General features: G+C 45.1%; 12 protein-coding genes, 1 tRNA gene and 1 other RNA gene. 10 read left to right on the forward strand and 4 right to left on the reverse strand.

From position 1 onward, the window contains the following. Positions 1-188 precede the first annotated feature (188 nt). Together Q0N89_RS04380 and Q0N89_RS04385 are read left to right on the forward strand one after the other, a co-directional pair. Positions 189-3,899 carry a hypothetical protein gene (locus Q0N89_RS04380; protein ID WP_294033774.1) on the forward strand — a complete coding sequence of 1,237 codons (3,711 nt, stop codon included), beginning with the start codon at positions 189-191 and terminating at the stop codon, positions 3,897-3,899. Positions 3,900-3,944: 45 nt separating this feature from the next. Continuing rightward, a complete protein-coding gene (locus Q0N89_RS04385; RefSeq protein ID WP_294033776.1) occupies positions 3,945-6,134 on the forward strand; it encodes a hypothetical protein in 2,190 nt (729 codons plus the stop codon). 44 nt (positions 6,135-6,178) lie between these two features. On the opposite strand, the gene Q0N89_RS04390 is transcribed toward Q0N89_RS04385, so the two are convergent. From Q0N89_RS04390 to Q0N89_RS04400, 3 genes are all read right to left on the reverse strand, one after another. Further along, positions 6,179-6,254: transfer RNA gene (locus tag Q0N89_RS04390), tRNA-Phe, on the reverse strand. Positions 6,255-6,372: 118 nt separating this feature from the next. Continuing rightward, a complete protein-coding gene (locus Q0N89_RS04395) occupies positions 6,373-8,538 on the reverse strand; it encodes a malate synthase G (protein WP_294033779.1) in 2,166 nt (721 codons plus the stop codon). Between the two features lie 194 nt (positions 8,539-8,732). Continuing rightward, complete coding sequence (locus tag Q0N89_RS04400; RefSeq protein WP_294033781.1) at positions 8,733-10,331, reverse strand: isocitrate lyase; 1,599 nt, start codon at positions 10,329-10,331, stop codon at positions 8,733-8,735. Between the two features lie 375 nt (positions 10,332-10,706). Between Q0N89_RS04400 and Q0N89_RS04405 the strand changes: the two genes are divergently transcribed. Next, entirely contained in the window at positions 10,707-11,210 is a 504-nt protein-coding gene (locus Q0N89_RS04405) for a chorismate lyase (protein WP_294033783.1), read from the forward strand. Between the two features lie 153 nt (positions 11,211-11,363). Next, positions 11,364-12,626, forward strand: a complete 1,263-nt coding sequence (glyA, locus tag Q0N89_RS04410) for a serine hydroxymethyltransferase (protein ID WP_294033785.1) — start codon at positions 11,364-11,366, stop codon at positions 12,624-12,626. Between the two features lie 155 nt (positions 12,627-12,781). Here the strand turns inward: glyA and Q0N89_RS04415 are convergent, their stop codons facing one another. Beyond that, entirely contained in the window at positions 12,782-14,920 is a 2,139-nt protein-coding gene (locus Q0N89_RS04415) for an NADPH-dependent 2,4-dienoyl-CoA reductase (RefSeq protein WP_294033787.1), read from the reverse strand. Between the two features lie 281 nt (positions 14,921-15,201). Here Q0N89_RS04415 and Q0N89_RS04420 point away from each other — a divergent pair, with 281 nt between their 5' ends. The 6 genes from Q0N89_RS04420 to Q0N89_RS04445 all read left to right on the forward strand — a co-directional run bounded on the left by Q0N89_RS04420 (position 15,202) and on the right by Q0N89_RS04445 (position 22,221). Continuing rightward, positions 15,202-15,537, forward strand: a complete 336-nt coding sequence (locus Q0N89_RS04420; protein WP_078253033.1) for a TIGR01244 family sulfur transferase — start codon at positions 15,202-15,204, stop codon at positions 15,535-15,537. 146 nt (positions 15,538-15,683) lie between these two features. After that, positions 15,684-16,472: a type I methionyl aminopeptidase gene (gene map / locus Q0N89_RS04425; protein ID WP_294033790.1), complete on the forward strand. Its 789-nt coding sequence runs from the start codon at positions 15,684-15,686 to the stop codon at positions 16,470-16,472. 82 nt (positions 16,473-16,554) lie between these two features. Then, positions 16,555-19,335 (forward strand): [protein-PII] uridylyltransferase, encoded by a 2,781-nt coding sequence (gene glnD / locus Q0N89_RS04430; protein ID WP_294033792.1) that lies wholly within the window; start codon positions 16,555-16,557, stop codon positions 19,333-19,335. A 162-nt stretch (positions 19,336-19,497) separates the two neighbouring features. Beyond that, positions 19,498-20,322 (forward strand): WG repeat-containing protein, encoded by an 825-nt coding sequence (locus Q0N89_RS04435; RefSeq protein WP_294033793.1) that lies wholly within the window; start codon positions 19,498-19,500, stop codon positions 20,320-20,322. A gap of 76 nt (positions 20,323-20,398) precedes the next feature. Continuing rightward, positions 20,399-20,757, forward strand: a transfer-messenger RNA (tmRNA) gene (ssrA, locus tag Q0N89_RS04440). Positions 20,758-20,985: 228 nt separating this feature from the next. Next, entirely contained in the window at positions 20,986-22,221 is a 1,236-nt protein-coding gene (locus Q0N89_RS04445) for a tyrosine-type recombinase/integrase (RefSeq protein WP_294033794.1), read from the forward strand. Positions 22,222-22,257: the final 36 nt, after the last annotated feature.

Consider the following 22,257-nt stretch of genomic DNA (forward strand, 5'->3'; position numbering starts at 1 on the left):
TCGCTGTGTCGTCGTCAGTGGGTGCGTATTATACGCTGTTTTGGTGGGGAGTCAATAGCTTTATTCTGATATTTATTATTTAGTTTATAACTCTTTGAAATTTAATGATTTATTTTTTTATTTATGTATTTACATTGTGCGTATTTTTGCTTATACTGTTCAAAATTTAATCAAATGGAGTTGATTATATGTCGCCACATCCTTTTTCTGACTTTGACTTTTCTAAACTTAAGCAATCTGCGATTGATTTTGACAGTCCTATCGCACAGTTTCTTGCTAAGCGTATGCTGTTTAGCCCATCCACTGATGGCAGTTTCTCACCCATTGATTTTCCCACAGGCATTGGCAAGACTCATAACTCAATGTTAGTTCTGTTGGAATTTTTACTCTATCGGGTGCAAAGACAACTTTATCCCAATACCAATCATAATAGCTCTTATCAACTTCAACTACTGCCCATATATCTCACCAATTCAGTTGATAATGTGCGCGATGCCTTTGAGAAATTACACTCTCTAATTCGGGCTGATAATCGCCTAACTACTGATCAGCAAAACTGGTTGATAGATCAAACTGTGCTACTGTCTAGCAATACCAATCATTTGCTTAAACTCATCGAAACAGACCGCATTAAAGATATTTTATCAGATCTTGGCGTACATCCATCTAAGCCACTACAGGATAATTTTAAAAATATTAACATTTGGTGCAGTATTATTAACTCTTTGGAATCAGATGCCAATAAGGGTGCTGCTGCAACGATGCTACAAAATTTACTAGAGCGTACTTTCTCAGCAATCCATAACACAATCTCAAACAGCGAGCATCTACAAAAATCCCTACTATCTAAAAGTCAGCAGCGTGCTTTATCCGAACTTTACCCCGCTTTGCGGATTGAAAATTTTCAAGCGCTTGCAGTTTTTATGACAACGACGAAATTACTGCATGGAGCAAAATTACCTTTTAAATCCCAATACAGTTTTGACCAAAACATACAGCGCCATCTGTTATTGATTGATGAAATTGACCGTCAAAATGATGAAATTACAAGCTTTTTATGCAAACAATCATCGGTGGATTTATTAAAACTCGTCCAAGAACTATGCTCTAAATTGCCTATTTTTGAACCGCCACGACTACCGATCTATCAAGGGGTGAATGAAATTTTTCAGGCATATTATCAAAAACTTTTACCTGTCAGTAATCGCTATCGTCTAACTTACAGCTTTCGTTTGCATGAAAAATTAACAGACCCGCACACGCCTGCGCTGTTTACAGATTTTTATACTACGCACTTTTTTAGCATCAACCAGATGCTTTGGGTGTATTTTGATGACGAAAGCCAATCCAATGTTATTTTTGATCAGCAGTGCTTTGCTCCTGATAATTTGCCCGATCATCACTATCCACTGTATGAGCTATTCAATCTTTTAAGCAAATTAGTCGCTCGGGATTTTATTTATGCATTACAAAATGCCTGTCGCCGTCTAGCGGCAAATTCTGCTGACAAGCATCTCGATGACAAAAGCTTATTTGATGAAGGCTTATTAGAAAACCTTGATTTTTATTTATATCGTCAGCGTTTACTTAAATTTTATCATCTAGATACAGTAGATGAGCTTATCGAACCGTTACTCGATTTGCATCACAAAAAGCAAAGCTCAACTACCATCAAAGATGGTAGCTTTCATACAGCGGGCTTTGCTTTGACTCAGATTTTGACACCGCTTAATACTCGTGATTTTGTCAGTTTTCATACCACACAATTTGATGAATCGCCTACCGCTATGCTCGCTCGTTGGATCGACAGTGGTGCTGGCATTATTGGCATCAGCGCCACAGCAAATAATCAAAGCGTCGTGCACAATTTTGACATTGATTATCTCAAACGGCGCATTGGTGATAAATTTTTGATTGCACAAGATGATGAAAAAATCGCCATTCAAACACATTACAATCAGCTGCGTAATTATCAGCAAATCAAGCTTGACTATCAAGCCATCACAGGCAATGCTTTGCAGTTTGTTCGCACGCATCACTCTAGACTCTTGCAAACACCGATACCGCCAAATCGCCTAGATGAGCATTTGGTTATACAGGTTGGGAAAAACTTATTATATGGCAACAATATTGATGATGACCGCTCCAAAAATGACAAAACTCGTCAAATCATACATTACCTAACTTTACTTGATGGCTATCAGCAAGCCATACAAGCATTTGTCAATCAACATCACACAGGCAGTCGCTATATGATGCTGATGCTTAATCGCTTTTTAAATACTGAAGAACAGCGCTGCTTGAAAGATTTCATTAAGCAAATTCAATCACAAGCCAATCACAAGATCCATCTACACTTTGTCAATGCCAACTACCTAAAATCCAATAAATTCAATCAAAATATTAAAAATATCTTAACAAATACTACCGATAAGGTCATTGTCTTTACCACTTATCAGACATTGTCATCAGGTGCCAATCCTGACTATCGGCTTCATGCAGACGATACAGATTGGATTTGCACATCAATCTTGGCTGATGATGAACCAACTTGCGACATTGATACTATGTATTTGGACTCGCCCACTCATCTGATTAGCACGCCATCGCCAGATGATGAACATCCACATAGCTCAAGACTAAAATCACTCGTGCAGGCCATGACACTCAAGGATGCAGGTAAAATCAGCCAAGATGCCTGCAATGGTTGGGTAAAAAACATACTCAAAGGCGACGCCAGATCTTCCCAATCCATCAAAACACATTGTTATAGCGCAACAAATAACGCTAACGGTGACTTCACCCATGCGCTATGCCGACAAGTTGAACAAGCAATCGGTCGCATGAACCGCAGTGCGTATAAACGCAAAAATCCGCTGATTTTGTACGCCGAAGAGCTTGGTGTACGGCTTGCGCAAGCACCCATGCCGTCACACATCACCACACATGAATATCTTGGGCTGATGACTCATTGCCATCAGTACACACCGCCATCAGCTGTACAGGATTATACACGCCTACGACTACAGACCAGAGCAAGCAATAGCACCATTAAGCATCACGCTTGGATTAATAAGCATTTACAGCAATTTAGCAGAATATGGCAAGGTGAGCTCACCGGTAAGCAGGCACAGCAATATATCCATCAGTGGCATACACTGCGTGACATTTGTCTAACGCACCCAACAAATATCACTCCCGACAAGACGCTTTATCAGTATTATCTTGAGTTGCCTGAACCTGCTGGCGAATACACTTATTTAGGAAATCTTGACAAAGATACCATCACGGGCGAACAATTCTTTTGTGATGATAAAAATGCACAAAGCATCAGTGCAAACAGTACATGCCTAACTATACTCATGCAAAATGAGATTATCAAGGCGTATTTTGAAAAGCATGGCTATGCGACCACATGGCAAGATGATGCCAAGTTTATCCTAACTCCAATTTTGGTCAATAACATATATAAGGGCGCATTAGGTGAAGTTGCCTGCAAAGCAATTCTAGAAGCGCATGGCTGTCAGTTTCTACCCATGCCTGATGAGTACTTTGAGTTATTTGATGCCATCATCATGCATGGCGACAAGATGGCTTTTATTGATTTTAAACATTGGGACATAGATGGATATTTAGCCCAAACACAGTCCCAACGAGAGCAAGATCTTGCTCACTTACAACAAAAGCTTGAGTTTATTGCCCAGCACATTCACCCAAACCCTAATGCCCAAGATTTACCAACTCGGCTTATCGTCTGCAACACTCTAGCAGACATCAACAAGTCAGCACACAGCCATCTTGATGGGCGCATACTTACCATTGCCGCCTTGCTGGATGAACGCACTGGTAACACCAACCCACTTGCTGTGGCTGAAATTCTGCACTTTTTGCAAAAATAAGTTTTGGAACAATCGGCAGATAATAAACTTTTTTTGGGAAATATCATGAATCAGCGCATTTTTACCAACCTAATCAAACCCACCATCCACCACGATGTCATTATGGCAGATTTTGTTATTTATCAAGTAACTGTGGACAATTTGCAGGATAATTACCGAGAAAAAGTTAGCAGTATTAAACAACAGCTATCACCAATTGCACTCATCAAAGCAAGCGATCAGCCCAAAACATTCTTTGCGCTGACAGCTCAGCCTTTGACCCATCACTCATTCAAGGACTTTACCGTAGCTCGCATCACCACCATCGATGGCATGCCATTACTTGACTGGGTACGGCTAGTTTTTCGCACTTTAACACTCAATAAATACCAAGCCACAATGCCCGATCAACCTGCGCCCGTCGTCTGCGAATCAGGGGTTTATTACTGTTTTCATCATGAATTGCACCACAATCATCTGATCAGCCGTGCTCATGAAGTTGATGCACAATATTTAACTGGCGATGAATCACAAGTGGTTTTGACCGTACGCTCTGTTTGCTTTACACCAAGACAATATTTCGCTAATCGTCATGACTATCAACAAAAAATCGCCAAATTGCCAAGTTTTGAACTTGCAAACTTCGGAGAAGTAACACATATCGTCAAGCATCAAAAACCCAAAGTCAAGCAACAAGAGTTGCAAGCGATTTGCAATAACAGCACAGACTACATCATGCGTGCGCCAAATAAGGCTAAAGGTAAAAGCAAGCGTTTAACCAATCCAAATATTGTTCTCAATCCCAAAAATCCGTTGCAATTTTTTGCTTCAAAAAGTGGTTGTTTGGCACAATTCATGCTTGATGTTAAGCTGTATTTGGCAAAATATATACAGCTAGAATTTCAAGAAATCAGCAAAGACTATCAAGCAGCACTACCTAATCACAAATCATTTAACAGATATTTTGCCGCCATGATTGAGATGCTGCGTAAGCATCCTATCTATCTGCTCACGCATGAAAATGTGAGCACGATGTTTGCCAATGATGTACGAAACCATCTGCAACAAACTTGGCAAATCAATGCCACGCCCATCCAAAAAATCGGCGACAACGCACCAAACACAGCCATCTATCTACTGCTACATCATGACCAGCAACACTATGTTGATCACAATCTTGATGACCCTTATCGGACTTGGCACCAACAAGTCATCCGTCAAAACAGTATCGCTCAAAGCTTGACTGTCGAAGAAATTTATCCTGAAAATCGATTAAACAGTAATGGGCTTGAAAAATGCCTATGCGAACTATTTATTAAACTTGAAAATCAACAACAAGCCTTATTAATTGAAGCCAAACCCACTCACCATTGGCAACTCATCAAGCCCACACTCTTGGATGATGGGCGCAAATATGTCAATCGTTTTGATGGCGTGGATTATCACCCCAAATCCAATCGGCTACACCATTGGACATTGGATAACCAAATGGACAACGACCCAAAAGATAGTCAAAGATTTGATGAGCTTAGCTTTATTTATCTACAGCTACTCAATGCAATCAATGGCAAAATAGACGCCAAGCCACATACTGATGATCATGTATTAATCCAAAGAATTGATGAAAATACACATAAGTATTATTTAATCAGAGAAAGCAATCTACTACCCACCGCTGATGTGTTCGATATCTGGCAAGTGATGACAGAGATTGCAAATGCTAGACAACATGGTTTTGAAAAGCAATGGGCGGTAGATTATCTAAAGCAAATCCCACAAATTCCTGCCAAACTACAGTCACAGCTACTGCAAATTTGTCAGTATCCGGCACCGATTTTACCTATAGATGTCTTTGATAAAATCGGTATCGCTTATCAAGGTGCAGGTAGAGCGTTTTTGGATTGGGTGTTTAAAAATTATCATCATAGATATAACGCCAGCCTAAGGCATCAAGATTCGAGCACGGTCAAGGCTGTGTGCGGATTTTATTACAATCATCAACATAAAGTTTATACTGCAGGGCTGTATGATAGCCCCAAGGGGACAATTACCCATTTTAACCGTATGCGTAAAGTTGCCTGCCTACAAGGCAATCCATGCCAGCCGATGCCATACGATGACATCCCAGCCGAATTATTCAGCTTGATTGAAAATCATACTCACATCCGTCATCGTCAAAGCACGGTACTGCCGATTTTTGCAAAGCATCTACGAGAATATCAACACATCCAACAGCTGATCACGACCACCGAATAACCAAACAAAAAGCCTTCCGACATCATCGAAAGGCTTTTTTAATATGGTGGCGAGAGGCAGGATCGAACTGCCGACACACGGATTTTCAATCCGTTGCTCTACCAACTGAGCTATCACGCCAAAGTGGTGCATATTAAACCGTATTTTGGATGGTTTGTCAAGCGTTTTTATCTAAAAGTTTAATAATCAAAACCACGATAAGTTGTCCTATCGTGGTTTTGGATCAGATGATTAATTATCAATCACCCGTATAGCCTTTGAGCTTCAATCGAGCCTTGTGCAGTAGTGGCTCAGTATAGCCTGATGGCTGGGTTGCCCCCTTAAAGATTAAATCCGCCGCTGCATTAAAGGCGATGTTATTATCAAAGTCTGCCGACATTGGACGATAATCAGGGTCGTCTGCATTTTGTTCATCAACGACTTTTGCCATGCGTTTTAGCACTGTCCACACTTCATCTTCGGTGACGATGCCGTGTGCTAGCCAGTTGGCGATGTGCTGAGACGAGATACGCAAGGTGGCACGGTCTTCCATCAGTCCGATGTTGTTAATATCAGGGACTTTTGAACAGCCCACGCCCAAATCCACCCAACGCACGACATAGCCCAAGATGCCTTGACAGTTGTTTTCAAGCTCTTTTTGCTTGTCGCTGTCGCTCCAGTTGGTATCGGTCGCTAGCGGAATGGTGAGCAAGTCATCAATTGATGGCACTTGAGCATTTTGCAGTGCCGCTTGACGCTCAGCCACACTACACTGATGATAATGAATCGCATGGATGGTCGCACCTGATGGGCTTGGTACCCATGCACAGCTTGCACCTGCTTGTGGGTGCTCGATCTTGGTGCGGTACATATCGGCAAGCTCATCAGGCTTTGGCCACATCCCTTTACCGATTTGTGCTTTGCCTTTTAGTCCTGCTTTTAGACCAATGATGACATTGCGATCTTCATAGGCAGTAAACCATTTTTGACCCTTGATTTCGCCTTTACGCACGAATGCGCCTGCTTTCATGGCAGTGTGGATTTCATCGCCTGTGCGATCCATAAAGCCCGTGTTAATAAAGATGGTACGCTCACGCGCTGCCGAGATACAGTTTTTTAGGTTCGCGCTGGTGCGTTTTTCTTCATCCATGATGCCCATTTTGATGCTGTTTTTTGGCAGTTTTAGCAACTCTTCAGCACGGGTAAACAGCTCCACCGCAAACGCCACTTCGTCCGAGCCGTGCATTTTTGGCTTAACGATATACATCGAGCCTGTGCGAGAGTTACGCAGGGTATTTTTGCCCGTGATATCAATGGTAGATAGCAGTGGCGTGATTACCCCATCCATAATCCCTTCAAAAATCTCTTCGCCATCCACCAAAATCGCAGGGTTGGTCATCAAGTGGCCCACATTACGCAGTAGCATGACCGAGCGACCGTGCAGAGTTTGGGTGTTGCCATTTAGGTCGGTGTAGGTGCGGTCGCTATTTAGCGTACGAGTGATGGTTTTGCCATTTTTTTCCAAAGTTTCTGACAAATCACCTTTCATTAAGCCTAACCAGTTGCGATAGCCTTCGACTTTTTCTTCGGCATCGACGGCAGCGACCGAGTCTTCTAGGTCTTGGATGGTGGTGACGGCGGCTTCTAGGATAACATCTTTGACGCCCGCTGTGTCCGATTGACCGATTTGGCTAGTTTTGTCAATTTGGATGATGGTATGTAAGCCATTGTTTTTTAAGATGATTTCTGATGGCTCATCACTACTACCGTTGTAGCCTTGTAGCTGCTGACTGTCTTTTAGGGTGGTTTCGCCATCTGCCAAAGTCGCCACAAGCTTGCCATCTTTGATAGCATAAGCGGTGACATCACTGTGCGAGCTTGATGCTAGCGGATAAGTTTCATCTAAGAAATTTTTGGCAAATTCAATCACCTTTGCCCCACGCACAGGGTTGTATCCTTTGCCTTTATCCGCACCATTTTCTTCGCTGATGACATCAAAGCCATACAGTGCGTCATACAGGCTACCCCAGCGAGCATTACCTGCGTTCAGCGCATAGCGAGCGTTACGCACAGGCACAACGAGCTGCGCCCCTGCGATGGTGGCGATTTCGTCATCGACATTGTTGGTGGTGATGGTAAAATCCGCCACTTCAGGCTCAAGATAGCCGATGTCGGTCAGAAACTGTTTATAAGCACCAAGCTCATAGGTGTTATGCTCATGCCACTCATCAATCTGTGCTTGCAAGTCATCACGGCGAGCGAGTAAGGCTTTGTTTTTTGGGGTTAGGTCTTTGACAATTTTTTCAAACCCCGCCCAAAACTCATCGCTAGTAACATGAGACAATGGCAAAGCTTCATTTTCAATAAAATCATACAAAATCTTGTCAATGGCAAAGCTGCCTTTTTGGATGCGTTGTGTCGCCATAGTTTTATCCTTAAAAATCATTATCTTAAAATCAAAAACGGTGTTTCAACATTTTGTCAAAACACCGTTTGAATTGCCTTTTTAAATAAAGGAAAACCAAGTGGGTAAATGCTAATACAAGGAAAACGAGCGAAGTTGTACAAGTAGTACTACGAGCGAGTTTGACGAAGTAGTAGCGTTACCCACGACGGTTTTTAGCCGCCAAATTGGTTCATGGTGTTCTTAGTCGCATCCCCTGCTTTTAGGGCATTCTCACCAGAGAAAATCTCTTTGTGGTCATCACCGATGTCAGAACCCGCCATTGCTTGGTGCTTGACGCAAGCGATACCGCCACGGATTTCTTTGCGTTGTACGCCTGCAACATAGGCTAGCATACCTTCATCACCGAAGTAACCTTTTGCCAATTCATGCGTTGATAGTGCCGCAGTGTGGTAAGTTGGCAAGGTGATTAGGTGATGGAACACGCCTGCTTCACGGGCTGCATCCGCTTGGAATGTACGGATTTTTTCATCTGCATCGTTCGCAAGTTCAGAACCGTCATATTTGGCATCCATTAGCTTGTCACGCTCATAGCCTGAGACATCACGACCTTCAGCCACCCAGCGGTCATACGCTTGCTGACGGAAATTGATGGTCCAGTTGAATGATGGCGAGTTGTTGTACACAAGCTTAGCATTTGGCACTTGTTTTTTGATGTCATTCACAAAGCTTGCAATACCCGCCACATCTGGGGTTGGTGTCTCAATCCAAATCATGTCCGCGCCGTTTTGTAGGCTTGTTACACAGTCAAGTACCACACGGTCATGCTGTGTGCCTTCACGGAACTGATACAGACCTGATGGCAAGCGAGTTGGGCGATGTAGTTTGCCGTTACGCTTGATTAGGATTTCATCTTCTTTGGCTTCAGAGATGTCAATCTCAGTAGTCTCTAGGTAGCTGATGTACTTAGATGCTAGGTCGCCCGGCTCACGAGATACAGGGATTTTTTGGGTCAAGTCAGCACCTTCTGAGTCGGTACGAGCAACAATCACGCCATCATCCACGCCTAATTCTAAGAACGCATAGCGCACAGCGTTGATTTTCGCCAAGAAATCTTCGTGCGGTACAGTTACTTTACCTGCTTGGTGACCACACTGCTTGGCATCAGATACTTGGTTTTCGATTTGGATTGCACAAGCACCTGCTTCAATCATTTGCTTGGTCAACAGGTAAGTCGCCTCTTCGTTACCAAAGCCTGCGTCGATGTCCGCAATGATAGGCACAACATGCGTTTCAAAGTTATCGATTTGCGCTTCGATTTCTTTAACTTTGGCGCTGTCGCCTGCCGCTTCTGCTTTTTGCATCGCACGGAATAGGTCGTTTAGCTCTTTGGCGTCTGCTTGACGAAGGAAAGTGTAGATTTCTTCAATCAATTTTGGCACAGCGGTTTTTTCGTGCATAGATTGGTCAGGCAGCGGGCCAAACTCTGAGCGAAGTGCCGCCACCATCCAGCCTGATAGGTAGATGTAGCGTTTGTTGGTTGTGCCGAAGTATTTTTTGTTGGCAATCATTTTTTGCTGAGCGATAAAGCCATGCCAGCAGCCAAGTGATTGGGTATATTTGCTGTTGTCCGCATCGTATTCTGCCATGTCACGGCGCATGATGGCGGCGGTGTATTTGGCGATGTCAAGACCGGTCTTAAAGCGGTTTTGGACAATCATGCGTGCTGCATCTTCTGGGCGAATGGCATCCCAAGTACCACCCAATTTTTCCTTAACTTTACGAACATGGTCTAGTGCTGATTGATAAGTCATGGCTAACTCCTTTGATTGACAACTTAAAAATGCATACTGCGATATTAAGAGTAAACACCCAAAGCTCCCGATTCTTTGGGTGCTTGCTCCGTTGACTACAGAATAGCCAAAATCGCATCACAAATCCAATAGCCTGTGCCAATGTTCAATATTTCATAAATAAATGGCTATTACAAAATCATTTACAAATAGAATAAATAATAGTATATCGATGCAAGTGCTTGATTTTCTATGAGTAAAATTATCAAGATTCAGATTTATGGTTAGTATTTTAAATTTATTATATTATTATAAATTATTAATATCACAAAACCCCATCGCATTTTGTGGATTTTATGCTAAAATTGAACACCTGTATCTATTATCTTGAATGTCATGTCATCATCATTTTGTGCCAATTCGCCGACAGCAGCGCCCAAAGCACCGCCAAAATTACAGGCATTTTTGACATCCAAAGGGTCGCTGACCGCCCTACTTGAAGCACACGCACATCAGGCGCTGCGTGTCGTCGTCCTGCATGAAGGTCATGCCCTGCTCAATCAACATCAAAAACGCCTACTGTCATTGCCTGTGCATAAGCCACAACTGGCTTGGATACGCACGGTCAAATTATACGGCAATAGTGATGATGCGTGGGTGATGGCGACAAGCATCTTTCCGCTACCGACCTTGACAGGCGTGCTCAAGCGTCTGCGTCATCTGGGGCGTACGCCGATTGGCTATGTACTATTTAAGGGACATCGCACCTTGCCCCATGTGCGTCATTATTATGATGAAAATTCATGTCACGGCAGACGCACTGTTTATGAGTATCATGGCAAAAAATTGCTGATTGATGAGCGATTTTTGCCTGCTTTTATTGACAGTCTCTCGGCTTGATGACTCTCGGCGTGATGAGTTTTGTGTGCCAATTTTGGCATTGATAAATTTTCTTTGTAAAAACTCGCTCGCCCCTAGTGTATCGATAGATAAATATGCTACACTAGGGACACTGTTTTATCCTTCCATATTTGATACAAACAAGGAAACACCATGTTTAAAGAAATTTCACTTCATCAATACGATCCAGAGATCGCCGCTCAAGTCGATGCCGAAGCACAGCGTCAAGAAGATCATATTGAGCTCATCGCTTCTGAAAACTACTGCTCGCCTGCAGTGATGGAAGCTCAAGGCACTGCCTTGACCAACAAATATGCCGAAGGTTATCCAGGTAAGCGTTATTATGGCGGCTGTGAGTATGTCGATGTCATCGAACAAATCGCCATCGATCGTGCCAAAGAACTGTTTGGCGCAGACTACGCTAATGTACAGCCACACTCAGGCTCGAACGCCAACAGCGCTGTGTATCTTGCACTACTAGAAGCAGGCGATACGGTGCTTGGTATGAGCCTTGCACACGGTGGTCACTTGACACACGGTGCGACAGTGAGCTTCTCAGGCCGTACTTATAATGCGGTACAATATGGTCTAGACACCGAAACTGGCTTGATTGATTATGATGAAGTGGCACGCCTAGCTCGTGAGCACAAGCCAAAGATGATTATCGCAGGTTTCTCAGCATACAGCCAAGTCGTTGATTGGCAAAAATTCCGTGACATCGCTGATGAAGTTGGTGCGTATCTGATGGTGGACATGGCACACGTGGCAGGTCTGGTCGCAGCTGGCGTCTATCCAAATCCAGTACAAATCGCTGATGTCACCACAACCACCACCCACAAAACTCTGCGTGGCCCACGCTCAGGTCTGATCCTAGCCAAAGCCAATCCGGAGATTGAGAAAAAATTGGCATCTGCTGTATTCCCAGGCAACCAAGGCGGCCCACTGATGCACGCCATCGCTGCCAAAGCTGTCTGCTTCAAAGAAGCGATGAGCGATGAATACAAAGCTTATCAACAGCAAGTCGTCGCCAATGCCAAAGCAATGGCAGAAGTCATCCAATCTCGTGGCTATGACATCGTCTCAGGTGGTACAGAGAACCATCTGATGCTAATTAGCCTAATCAAGCAAGAAATCACCGGTAAAGAAGCGGACAAATGGCTGGGCGATGCACACATCACTGTGAACAAAAACTCAGTACCAAACGATCCAAAATCGCCATTTGTCACTTCAGGTATCCGTATCGGTACGCCTGCGGTGACTACTCGTGGCTTTGGCGAAGCTGAATGCCGTGAACTGGCAGGCTGGATCTGCGATGTGCTAGATGCTCGTGGTGATGAAGCCGTTATCGCTGCCACTCGTGAAAAAGTCGCCGCCATCTGCAAAAAACTGCCTGTTTATGAGCGTAATGCGAAGTAATCAGCGGTTGTTGATGGTTTGATAAAAAACTCGCCTGACAGTGTATCAGGCGAGTTTTTTGTAGCTAGATGGTAATATTGATAGCCATGATAATACATGACGATAATCGCACCCATTCATTTATCAATGATTTAGGCTAAAATCCCCAAAAACCATCACAAATGCACCGCCACCTCAAAGCCCTCTCGGATGGCACGCTTGGCGTCGAGTCGATCAGACAGCTTAGCACCGCCGATGACTTGATAATCAGCTTTTGGCGTATCGCCAAGCTGTGGCATTAGATGATTGACTGACTCTTGGCCGACGCACAGCACCACAGTATCGACACGCAGTAGCTGACTTGTGCCATCGACCGTCACCCATAGCCCTTCATCCGTGACCTTGTCATAAGTCACACCTGCCATCTGAATCACCCCTGCTTGCTTGATAGCCGCTTTATGCACCCAGCCTGTGGTTTTATTGAGACTCTTGCCAAGCTTACCCTTGCTACGCTGTAGTAGATACACTTGGCGAGCAGGCGTCGGTGGATTGGCAGGCTGTAGCGCACCGACGCTTTGGTAATGAGCATCGCCATCGACGCCCCACTGCTCAAAGAACGCCTCTGCCGTCTGCGCCTGTGGCTGATAGTCTGCATTATTGACAGCAGTGGGCACACTTGCACCATGTACCAAAAATTCCGCCACATCAAAGCCGATACCGCCTGCACCCAGCACTGCCACACGCTCACCGGCGACTTTTTGACCGGTCAATAACTCACTATAGCTCATCACCTGTGGCAACTGCCGACCTGTGATATCAATCTCTCGTGGCACAACACCTGTGGCGATGATGATATGATCGGCTGATTGCGCATCCAAAAAGCCCTTATCCACCGCAGTATTTAGGTGTAAATCAATGCCAAGTGTAGCAATCTGCTCACGAAAATATCGAATCGTCTCAAAGAACTCCTCTTTGCCCGGAATAACCTTTGCCATATTAAACTGCCCACCGATGAACGGCTTGGCTTCATACAGGCTCACCTGATGCCCACGAGATGCCGCTGTCACCGCCGCTGACAGACCTGCCACGCCTGCACCGACGACGATGACTTTTTTGGGTTTTTTGGCGGGCTTGATATCATACTCGCTCTCATGACACGCCAAAGGATTGACCAAGCACGATGCCCGCTCACCGCTAAAGGTATGATCTAGGCAAGCTTGGTTACAGCCGATACAAGTATTGATAAGATTGGCTTGATTATGATATGCCTTATTCACCCACTCACTATCCGCCAAAAATGGTCGTGCCATCTGCACCATATCCGCCTGACCACTGGCGATGATGGCTTCTGCAGTATCGGGCATATTGATACGGTTGGCGGCGATGACAGGGATGGATACCGCTTGTTTGACCGCTGCGGTATAACGCACAAAAGTCGCTCGTGGCACGCTTGTCACAATGGTCGGCACTCTCGCTTCATGCCAGCCGATACCCGTATTAATCAAGGTCACGCCTACTGTCTCAAGCGCCTGCGCCAAGCTGATGACATCTGCCATCGTCGCCCCATTCTCAACCAGCTCAATCATCGATAAGCGAAAGCTGATGATAAAATCCACGCCCACTGCCGCTCTGACCGCCTGTACAATCTCGATGGCAAAACGCATGCGATTCTCAAGGCTACCACCATAGGCATCATCTCGCTTGTTGGTGCGTGCTGACAAGAACTGATTGATAAGATATCCTTCAGAACCCATAATCTCAACGCCGTCATAACCTGCTTTTTTGGCAAGGCTTGCCGTATGTGCAAAGTCCTGTATCGTCGCCTGAATATTCTTTAGGCTCATCTGTCGTGGCTTGAACGGCGAAATCGGTGATTTGATGGGGCTTGGCGCAACCACAAACGGATGATAGCCATAGCGACCAGAGTGTAGGGTTTGTAATAAGATTTTTGCACCATGCTTATGCACGGCACGGGTCACTCGAGCATGATGGATGACATCAGCACGGCGATTGAGCGTACCGCCAAGCGGGGTTAACCAACCTTCACGATTGGGCGAGATACCACCTGTAATCATTAGCCCCACACCGCCTTTGGCTCGTGCTTCAAAATAGCTAGCCAATTTGCCATAATTATAAAAACGGTCTTCTAGCCCCGTGTGCATCGAGCCCATCACAAGGCGGTTTTTTAGGGTGGTAAAGCCCAAATCCAACGGCTCAAACAGATGCGGATACTGCGTCGGCTCGACTGCGGTCGGCTCGGCGGTTTTGGTTGGGATAAGTTTGGCTAGGCGTTTTTTTAAAAAAGGTATTGGCATAATAAAAATCCGTTTTGCTATCAAAGCCCAACAAGCACAGACCAAAAAAGGCTCGTGGCTCATCAGGCGATTTGGCTAAGTAACCTATTTTATCATAATTTAGGATTATCTAAACACGCTTTTTATTTTGTGACTGCATGGTCAGTATATCAGTGTACGCTTAATTTGCGACAGCGATGTGGCGAGATTTTGTTCAGCTTTGCCAAGCGTTTAAAATCATTTGCCAAATCATCAAAATCAGAGTAAGCTACTTAAATAATTTTTACCATTAAGGAATATCCATGAGCGATACCATCACCATCTCAGGTCAAATCAGCGTCGATGATGTCAAGACGCTTGCCGAACAAGGCTACAAAACCCTAATCAATAACCGTCCAGACGGCGAAGAAGCAGGACAGCCGACCAGCGACGCCATCAAAGCCGCCGCCACCGAGCACGGTATCATCTATGCCCACATCCCATTCAGCGGCGGGATGCTTGAGATGCACCATGTCCAAGAATTTGCGGATTTTTTTAATAGAACCGAACGCCCATTGCACATCTTTTGTCGCTCGGGCAATCGCTCTAGCATCATCTTGCAAGCGGCTCGTGAGCAAGATTTGCTGGATGAAGATTGATACACAGTGGATAAGTCGCACAAAGTGATGATTTGCACAAAAAATTTCTTGGCAAATGACGCTTTGATTTGTGAAAACTTATCATTTACGGTAAAATGGTTATGAGTTTTTCATAACCATTTTTTATTTTATACATCGACTTTATTATGAGTAAAAATATTCCCATCCTAAACGCCGAGCAAATCGAAAAAATGCAGATTGCCGGCAAGCTTGCTGCCGATGTGCTTATCATGCTTGATGAATATGTCAAAGCAGGTGTCAGCACAGGTAAGCTTGATGATATCGCTCATCAATACATCCTTGATCATGGCGCAATCCCTGCACCGCTTAACTATAACGGCTTTCCAAAATCGATCTGCACATCGATTAACCATGTGGTCTGCCATGGCATACCCGATCACGAACGCCTATTAAAAGATGGCGACATTATTAATATTGACATCACAGTGATTAAAGATGGCTTTTATGGTGACACATCAAAAATGTGGATCATCGGCGAAGGCTCGGTGATGGCTGAGCGTATTTGTCGTGTCGCCCAAGAAGCACTGTACGCCGGCATGAAAGTCGTCAAAAATGGCGCAAGACTTGGCGATATCGGTGCCGCCATCCAAAAAGTCGTTGAGCCAGAACGCTTTAGCATCGTGCGTGAGTTCTGTGGTCATGGTATCGGTGAGGCCTTTCACGCTGAGCCGCAGGTGCTACACTACGGCAAAGCAGGCACAGGCGTCGAGCTCAAAACTGGTATGGCATTCACCATCGAGCCGATGATCAACCAAGGCGTATGGCAAACCAAAGTCATGAAAGACGGCTGGACCGCCATCACCAAAGATCGTAAGCTATCTGCCCAATGGGAGCATACGCTGATTGTCACGGACACTGGCTGTATCGTTACCACTGCTCGCCCCGAAGAAGATTTAAGCTTTTTGAACAGCTAATCTGCCCTGTGATGGGTCGTATGGCTATGGGCGAAGCTGATGACTTCGCCCATTTTTTATAACAAAAAAACAAGGAAATCGTATGCCACACTCAGCCTATGAGCGCCTGATGCGCCAAAGCCAAGCACTGCATCTGAGTATCACGCCACCACCTGCCATCAGCGCCGATACGCTTGATGGCACTGCCATCCGCACATGGCTTGGCACGCTCAATCACGCCATCGATCAGCACATCATCGCTTATGGCGTGGATGCCACTTCGTATATCACCGATTTGATTGGTATTCGCACTTTGGCGATTGATGCGATTTTGAGTGAAATTTATCATGCTTTTGGCTTTGGGGATGAGCTGGCGTTATTTGCAGTTGGCGGCTATGGTCGAGCTGAGCTACTACCTGCATCCGATATTGATATTTTATTAATCGGTCAAAATCCCAATGCGCTCAAAACACAGATTGAAGCATTTGTGGCGATGCTGTGGGACATCGGTATCACGCCTGCCATCTCGGTGCGTAGCCTAGATGAAACCAAGCTTGCCGCCACCGATCAGACCATCGCCAGTGCCATGATTGAGTCACGGCTACTGGCAGGTAATGTGGCATGGGCAGATGTTCCTTATCAAGCGGTCAAGGAGACTTGGAGTGCCAAAGCGTATTATGACGCCAAAATGGCAGAATCCAAAGAACGCTATCTTACCCAAAACGCCACCGAATACAACCTTGAGCCAAACATCAAAAACGCGCCCGGTGGACTTCGAGATCTGCACATGATTGGCTGGCTGGGTCGCTTTTATTTTGGGCATGGCAAAAGCTTTGATAACCTTGTAGCAACAGGCTTTATCAGTCCCGAAGAATGCACCATCTTACAAAATGCACAGCGATTCTTGTGGTGTATCCGCCATCATCTGCATATGCAGACCGCTCGCCACGAAGATCGACTGCTATTTGACCATCAAAAAACCGTCGCTCAGCGATTTGGCTATTATCTCGACTCATCGAATGCCACCCACAGCGATGTCAAAACCGCCCTTGAAGCGATGATGCGTCTGTATTATCGCCATGCCATGCGTGTGGCGGCGCTATCCGAGATGCTGTGTGCGTATTTTTATGAAACTTATCTATCACCTGCCATCAGCACCACACCGATTGATGATGATTTTTGTCTGATTCAAGAGAGTGATACCCATGATGGGACTTGTGAAGTCAATAATAAACAATCCGATACCGCGCCGCCCAAAATCGCCATCACTCGCCCTGATGTTTTTTTGGCAAATCCTGCCAATTTGCTGAAGATTTTTTTGATGATGGGTCAGCTTGGCATCAAACAAATCACCGCAAGCACCCTGCGAGCCATTTATCAAGCCAGCACCCATATTGATGATAATTATCGTGCCGATAGCGAACATCGACGCTTATTTTTGGCGAATTTACAAGAAGGCAATTATCTGTTTCACCGCCTACGACTGATGAAGCGCTTTGGCGTGCTTGGCAATTATCTGCCTGCCTTTGGCAAAATCATGGGGCTGATGCAGTATGATTTGTTCCATCGCTATACGGTGGATGCGCATACTTTGCTGCTCGTGCGGATTTTGCATCGCTTTGGTGATGATGCTCGTGCGGATAATTTTGGGCTGGTATCTGAAGTCTATCAAAAAATCGTCCGCAAAGACATCTTGGTCATCGCCGCCATCTTTCATGACATCGCCAAAGGTCGTGGCGGTGACCATAGCAAGCTGGGGGCGGTGGACGCTTATGAATTTTGCCAAAGTCATGGCATGAGCGAAGCGGATAGCCGACTGGTCGAATGGCTCGTGCTTGAGCACCTGACCATGTCATTGACTGCCCAAAAACAGGACATCTCAGACCCTGAAGTCATTGCACACTTTGCCGAATTTACCGGTAGTATCACACGGCTCAATCACCTATATGTGCTGACCGTCGCCGATATGAACGCCACCAATAGCCAGCTGTGGAATACTTGGCGAGCCGCCCTACTCAAGCAGCTATACATCTCGGTGCACCGTGTGCATAGTCTTGGTGCTCATGTCACCGACAAAGATGTGGTGATCGAAAACCGCAAAAACAAAGCCTGCGACATCCTACCTGATGTCGAGCGAGAAAAGCTGGATGCACTGTGGGCGAATTTTGGCGAAGAATATTTTCTTAAGCAAAAACACTTTGACATCGCTTGGCAGTCAGATGAAATCATCAAAGCCAAAGCCAAACTTGCAAGCGGTGAGCCGATCATCGCCTTGCGTGCGCACAGTGATCTAAGTCATGGCGGTATCCAGCTACTCATCTGCGCCCCTGATCAGGACAATCTATTTGCCACCACTGTCTGCATCCTTGACCAGCTTGATTTGAGCGTGCTTGATGCCAACATCTTGACCGCCACGATTGACGGTATCTCGGTTGCGCTTGATTCTTATGTAGTGATTGACCGCTTGGCGACCACAGGCGATCAGGTGGATTTGTTGTCCAATCCCGAACGCATTCAGACGGTGATGACACGGCTGATTGATGGGCTCAAGCAAGGCGGCTGCAAAGTTCCGCCACGCACTTATGGCTTTAATACCAAGCTTAAGCACTTCACCGTGCCGACGACCGTGCAATTTAGTAGCGCCACACCGCTTGCACATCAAGGACATCATCAAATGCAGCTCATTACCAAAGACCGTCCGTCCCTACTTGCCAAAGTCGGCGCTGTCTTTAGTCAGCACCACATCGAAGTGCATGGCGCACGCATTACCACACTTGGCGAGCGTGCCGAAGATATGTTCTATGTCAGCGATCGTCATGGTGGTGTACTCAGTGATGATAAATTAGCGAAACTAAAAACTGCCATCATCACGGCACTTAGCTAAACTGCCTCAAAAGCAATTTTGCACCTGTCAACTTTGGCAGTTGTGCAAAATTTGCTTAAGTTTTGCCACCAAATTGATACGAAATCATCGTCAATGATGGTGGCATTTGGGCATTTTTTGTGTCAAAATGTGTCAAATTATCCATCGATACGGACCTATACCATGACAACTTTATTAAAAAAAATCAGCATCGCAAGCCTAATCGGACTATCGCTCACCACCCTGCCTGCGATGGCAAATGATGACACGCTTGGCACTTATGGCTTTGATGATGAAGAAGCTCCTGCCTGTGCCAGCACGCCACTACCAACCGGCGCAAGCTTTGCCGTCGTTTATCCTGACTGCGGTTATACCCAAGGGCTTGCACTCATCAAAAAAGACGACAAATACGGCTTTGTGGATGAATCAGGCAAGCTTGTTATCCCTGCTATTTACCAAGAAGCACATCCGTTTAGCGATAATTTGGCGCTCATCAAACAAGCGGACAAATACGGATATATCGACAAATCAGGTAAAATCGCCATCAAGCCACAATATACCGACGCTTGGGGTTTTTGGGAAGGTCGTGCCAAGATTGAACAAAATGGCAAATACGGCTTTATTGACACCACAGGCAAGATTGTCATTAAGCCTACCTACGCAATGACAGGTGACTGGTTCGAAGATGGCTTGGTGCTATTCAAGCAAGGTAACCAATACGGCTTTTTGGACAAATCGGGTAAAGTCGCCATCAAACCACAGTTTGACTCTGCCAAAGATTTTGCCGAAGGTCGTGCTGCGGTCAGCAAAAAAACCGGCAAAAAAGATGCCGACGGTGAAGAGCTGCACCAATTTGGCTTTATTGACAAGACGGGCAAAGTCGTTATCCCAATCAAATATGACTTGGCGTCTGACTTTGTCGAAGGTGCGGCATTCGTCATCGAAGGTGAGCAGGTGTATTTTATTGACAAAGACGGCAAGCCAACCAAAATGCCAAACTACAACTGATACATAAATTGAGATACGGCAAGTCTGGCAAAATCATTGAGTTTTTGTACAAGACTTGCTATAATCAAAAAACTATGGGGATGTTCTGGCTTCGACGCTGGTAATGAAACTCAATAGTGCATGTCAAGAGCGTGTGACTCTTGTAAATCAACATACATTTAAAATAGTCGCAAACGACGAAACTTACGCTCTAGCAGCCTAAGGGCAGCTTGGGACGGTGCAGATTGCCTTTGGTCTGGTCACTCTCCCCGAAGCGAACGCACAAAGGATAGCATCTGTTAGCGTTGCGATGATGGGTGCGAAACTTTTAGCAAATCGTCCAATCCATCCTGACTGTCGGTTCGGTGCGGATTAAAGCCATAGACAGATTCTAAACATGTAGAGCTATGGGCGTAGTGCTGGCGGACGCGGGTTCAACTCCCGCCATCTCCACCATACATATAACCACACACCACCACACACGATAAAAAACCCTAGATAAATCAAGCATCTAGGGTTTTTTTATTGCCTTATATTGCCACCTATTACCCCCTATATTATAATCATTTTTGTATCTCTATTTGTATCTCTTTATGTTCACAAAAATAGAGATACAAAACAGATTAGCCAAAACCCCAGTTTACTTTTCAGAGATACAAGTTAGCTAAATTGAGAGATACAAGAATGAAAAGAACCGATATTAAAAAACGCCCCCTATCTGATACGGTTATTGCCAACCTAGAACCCGAAATGACAGAGTACAATGAAAAAGATAGCAAAGGTTTATATTTGTTCGTCAAACCCACTGGGGCGAAATCTTGGAAAATGCGTTATAAGGATAGTAAGGGCAAATGGCGTTGGACTGGGCTGGGTGCTTATCCTGCCGTTACTGGGGCAATGGCTAGAAAGCTGGTGCAAGAAAAATTAGTAGAATTGGCACTTGGTGCAGATGAATTGACCGCCAAGCCTGCACCGCCCACCGCCCAAACTTTTAAAAGTGTGGCTTTGGAATGGTACAATGAGCCCAACATTCAAAAGCTGGATAATGGCACAAAATCCAAATATCTTAGCCTACTAGAAAAACACATATTCCCCACCATGGGCAAAAAAGCCATTAGCGATATATCACGCCAAGTATGGCTTACCTTTTTTAAAAGGCTACAAGAAACGCCAAACCCCCAAACGGGCAAGCCCATCATAGAAACCGCAAACAGAGCTTTGCAGGTGTGTAGCCGTATTTATCGTTTTGCCCTTACCCATGAATTAGCAGGGGTACAGTCTAACCCTTTGGAACACTTGCACGAACGATTGGAAAAGCACGAACCCAAACAGCTTGCCCATGTTAGCGAACAAGATTTACAAAAGCTATTATTGGATATTCAAACCATCCCCAGCGAAATCACACGCTTAGGGGTGCAATTGCTTAGCCATCTATTTTTACGCCCAAATGAAGTGTTGGATGGTGAATGGGCGGAAATTGATTTTGATAATGGCATTTGGGAAATCCCAGCGGAACGCATGAAAAAACGACGCCCCCACCTTGTGCCACTATCCAAACAGGCACTTGCCCTATTACAGCAATTGCATAGCTTGACTGGCTTTGATACCCATCTATTCCCCAGCCGTGCCAAAGACCGTAAAAACGCCCACCAGCGTTTTAGAATGGCATTAAACCGCCTTGGCTATCTTGATGAACAAACCCTACACGGTTTCCGTCATATCGCTAGCACCAAACTAAATAACTATACAGATGAAAACGGTATGAAATTTGATGGGCGTGTGATTGAGTTTGCATTAGCCCACAAGGTGCAAGGGGTGGCAGGCGTTTATAACAAGGCGGAATATCTGCATGATAGAAAAATCATCAATCAATGGTATAGCGATTTTTTGGATAGCCTTGTACAAGCTAATGATGATTGATTATAAAAAGTCATAGAATAGTCATAACATAGTCAT

It is taken from the genome of uncultured Moraxella sp. (assembly GCF_945873075.1).
Taxonomy (GTDB): Bacteria; Pseudomonadota; Gammaproteobacteria; order Pseudomonadales; family Moraxellaceae; genus Moraxella.

Bases quoted from the DNA above. Each gene is read 5' to 3' on its own strand.
- Q0N89_RS04380 (WP_294033774.1), top strand. From the start codon at position 189: ATGTCGCCACATCCTTTTTCTGACTTTGACTTTTCTAAACTTAAGCAA.
- Q0N89_RS04385 (WP_294033776.1), top strand. From the start codon at position 3,945: ATGAATCAGCGCATTTTTACCAACCTAATCAAACCCACCATCCACCAC.
- Q0N89_RS04395 (WP_294033779.1), bottom strand. From the start codon at position 8,538: ATGGCGACACAACGCATCCAAAAAGGCAGCTTTGCCATTGACAAGATT.
- Q0N89_RS04400 (WP_294033781.1), bottom strand. From the start codon at position 10,331: ATGACTTATCAATCAGCACTAGACCATGTTCGTAAAGTTAAGGAAAAA.
- Q0N89_RS04405 (WP_294033783.1), top strand. From the start codon at position 10,707: ATGTCATCATCATTTTGTGCCAATTCGCCGACAGCAGCGCCCAAAGCA.
- glyA (WP_294033785.1), top strand. From the start codon at position 11,364: ATGTTTAAAGAAATTTCACTTCATCAATACGATCCAGAGATCGCCGCT.
- Q0N89_RS04415 (WP_294033787.1), bottom strand. From the start codon at position 14,920: ATGCCAATACCTTTTTTAAAAAAACGCCTAGCCAAACTTATCCCAACC.
- Q0N89_RS04420 (WP_078253033.1), top strand. From the start codon at position 15,202: ATGAGCGATACCATCACCATCTCAGGTCAAATCAGCGTCGATGATGTC.
- map (WP_294033790.1), top strand. From the start codon at position 15,684: ATGAGTAAAAATATTCCCATCCTAAACGCCGAGCAAATCGAAAAAATG.
- glnD (WP_294033792.1), top strand. From the start codon at position 16,555: ATGCCACACTCAGCCTATGAGCGCCTGATGCGCCAAAGCCAAGCACTG.
- Q0N89_RS04435 (WP_294033793.1), top strand. From the start codon at position 19,498: ATGACAACTTTATTAAAAAAAATCAGCATCGCAAGCCTAATCGGACTA.
- Q0N89_RS04445 (WP_294033794.1), top strand. From the start codon at position 20,986: ATGAAAAGAACCGATATTAAAAAACGCCCCCTATCTGATACGGTTATT.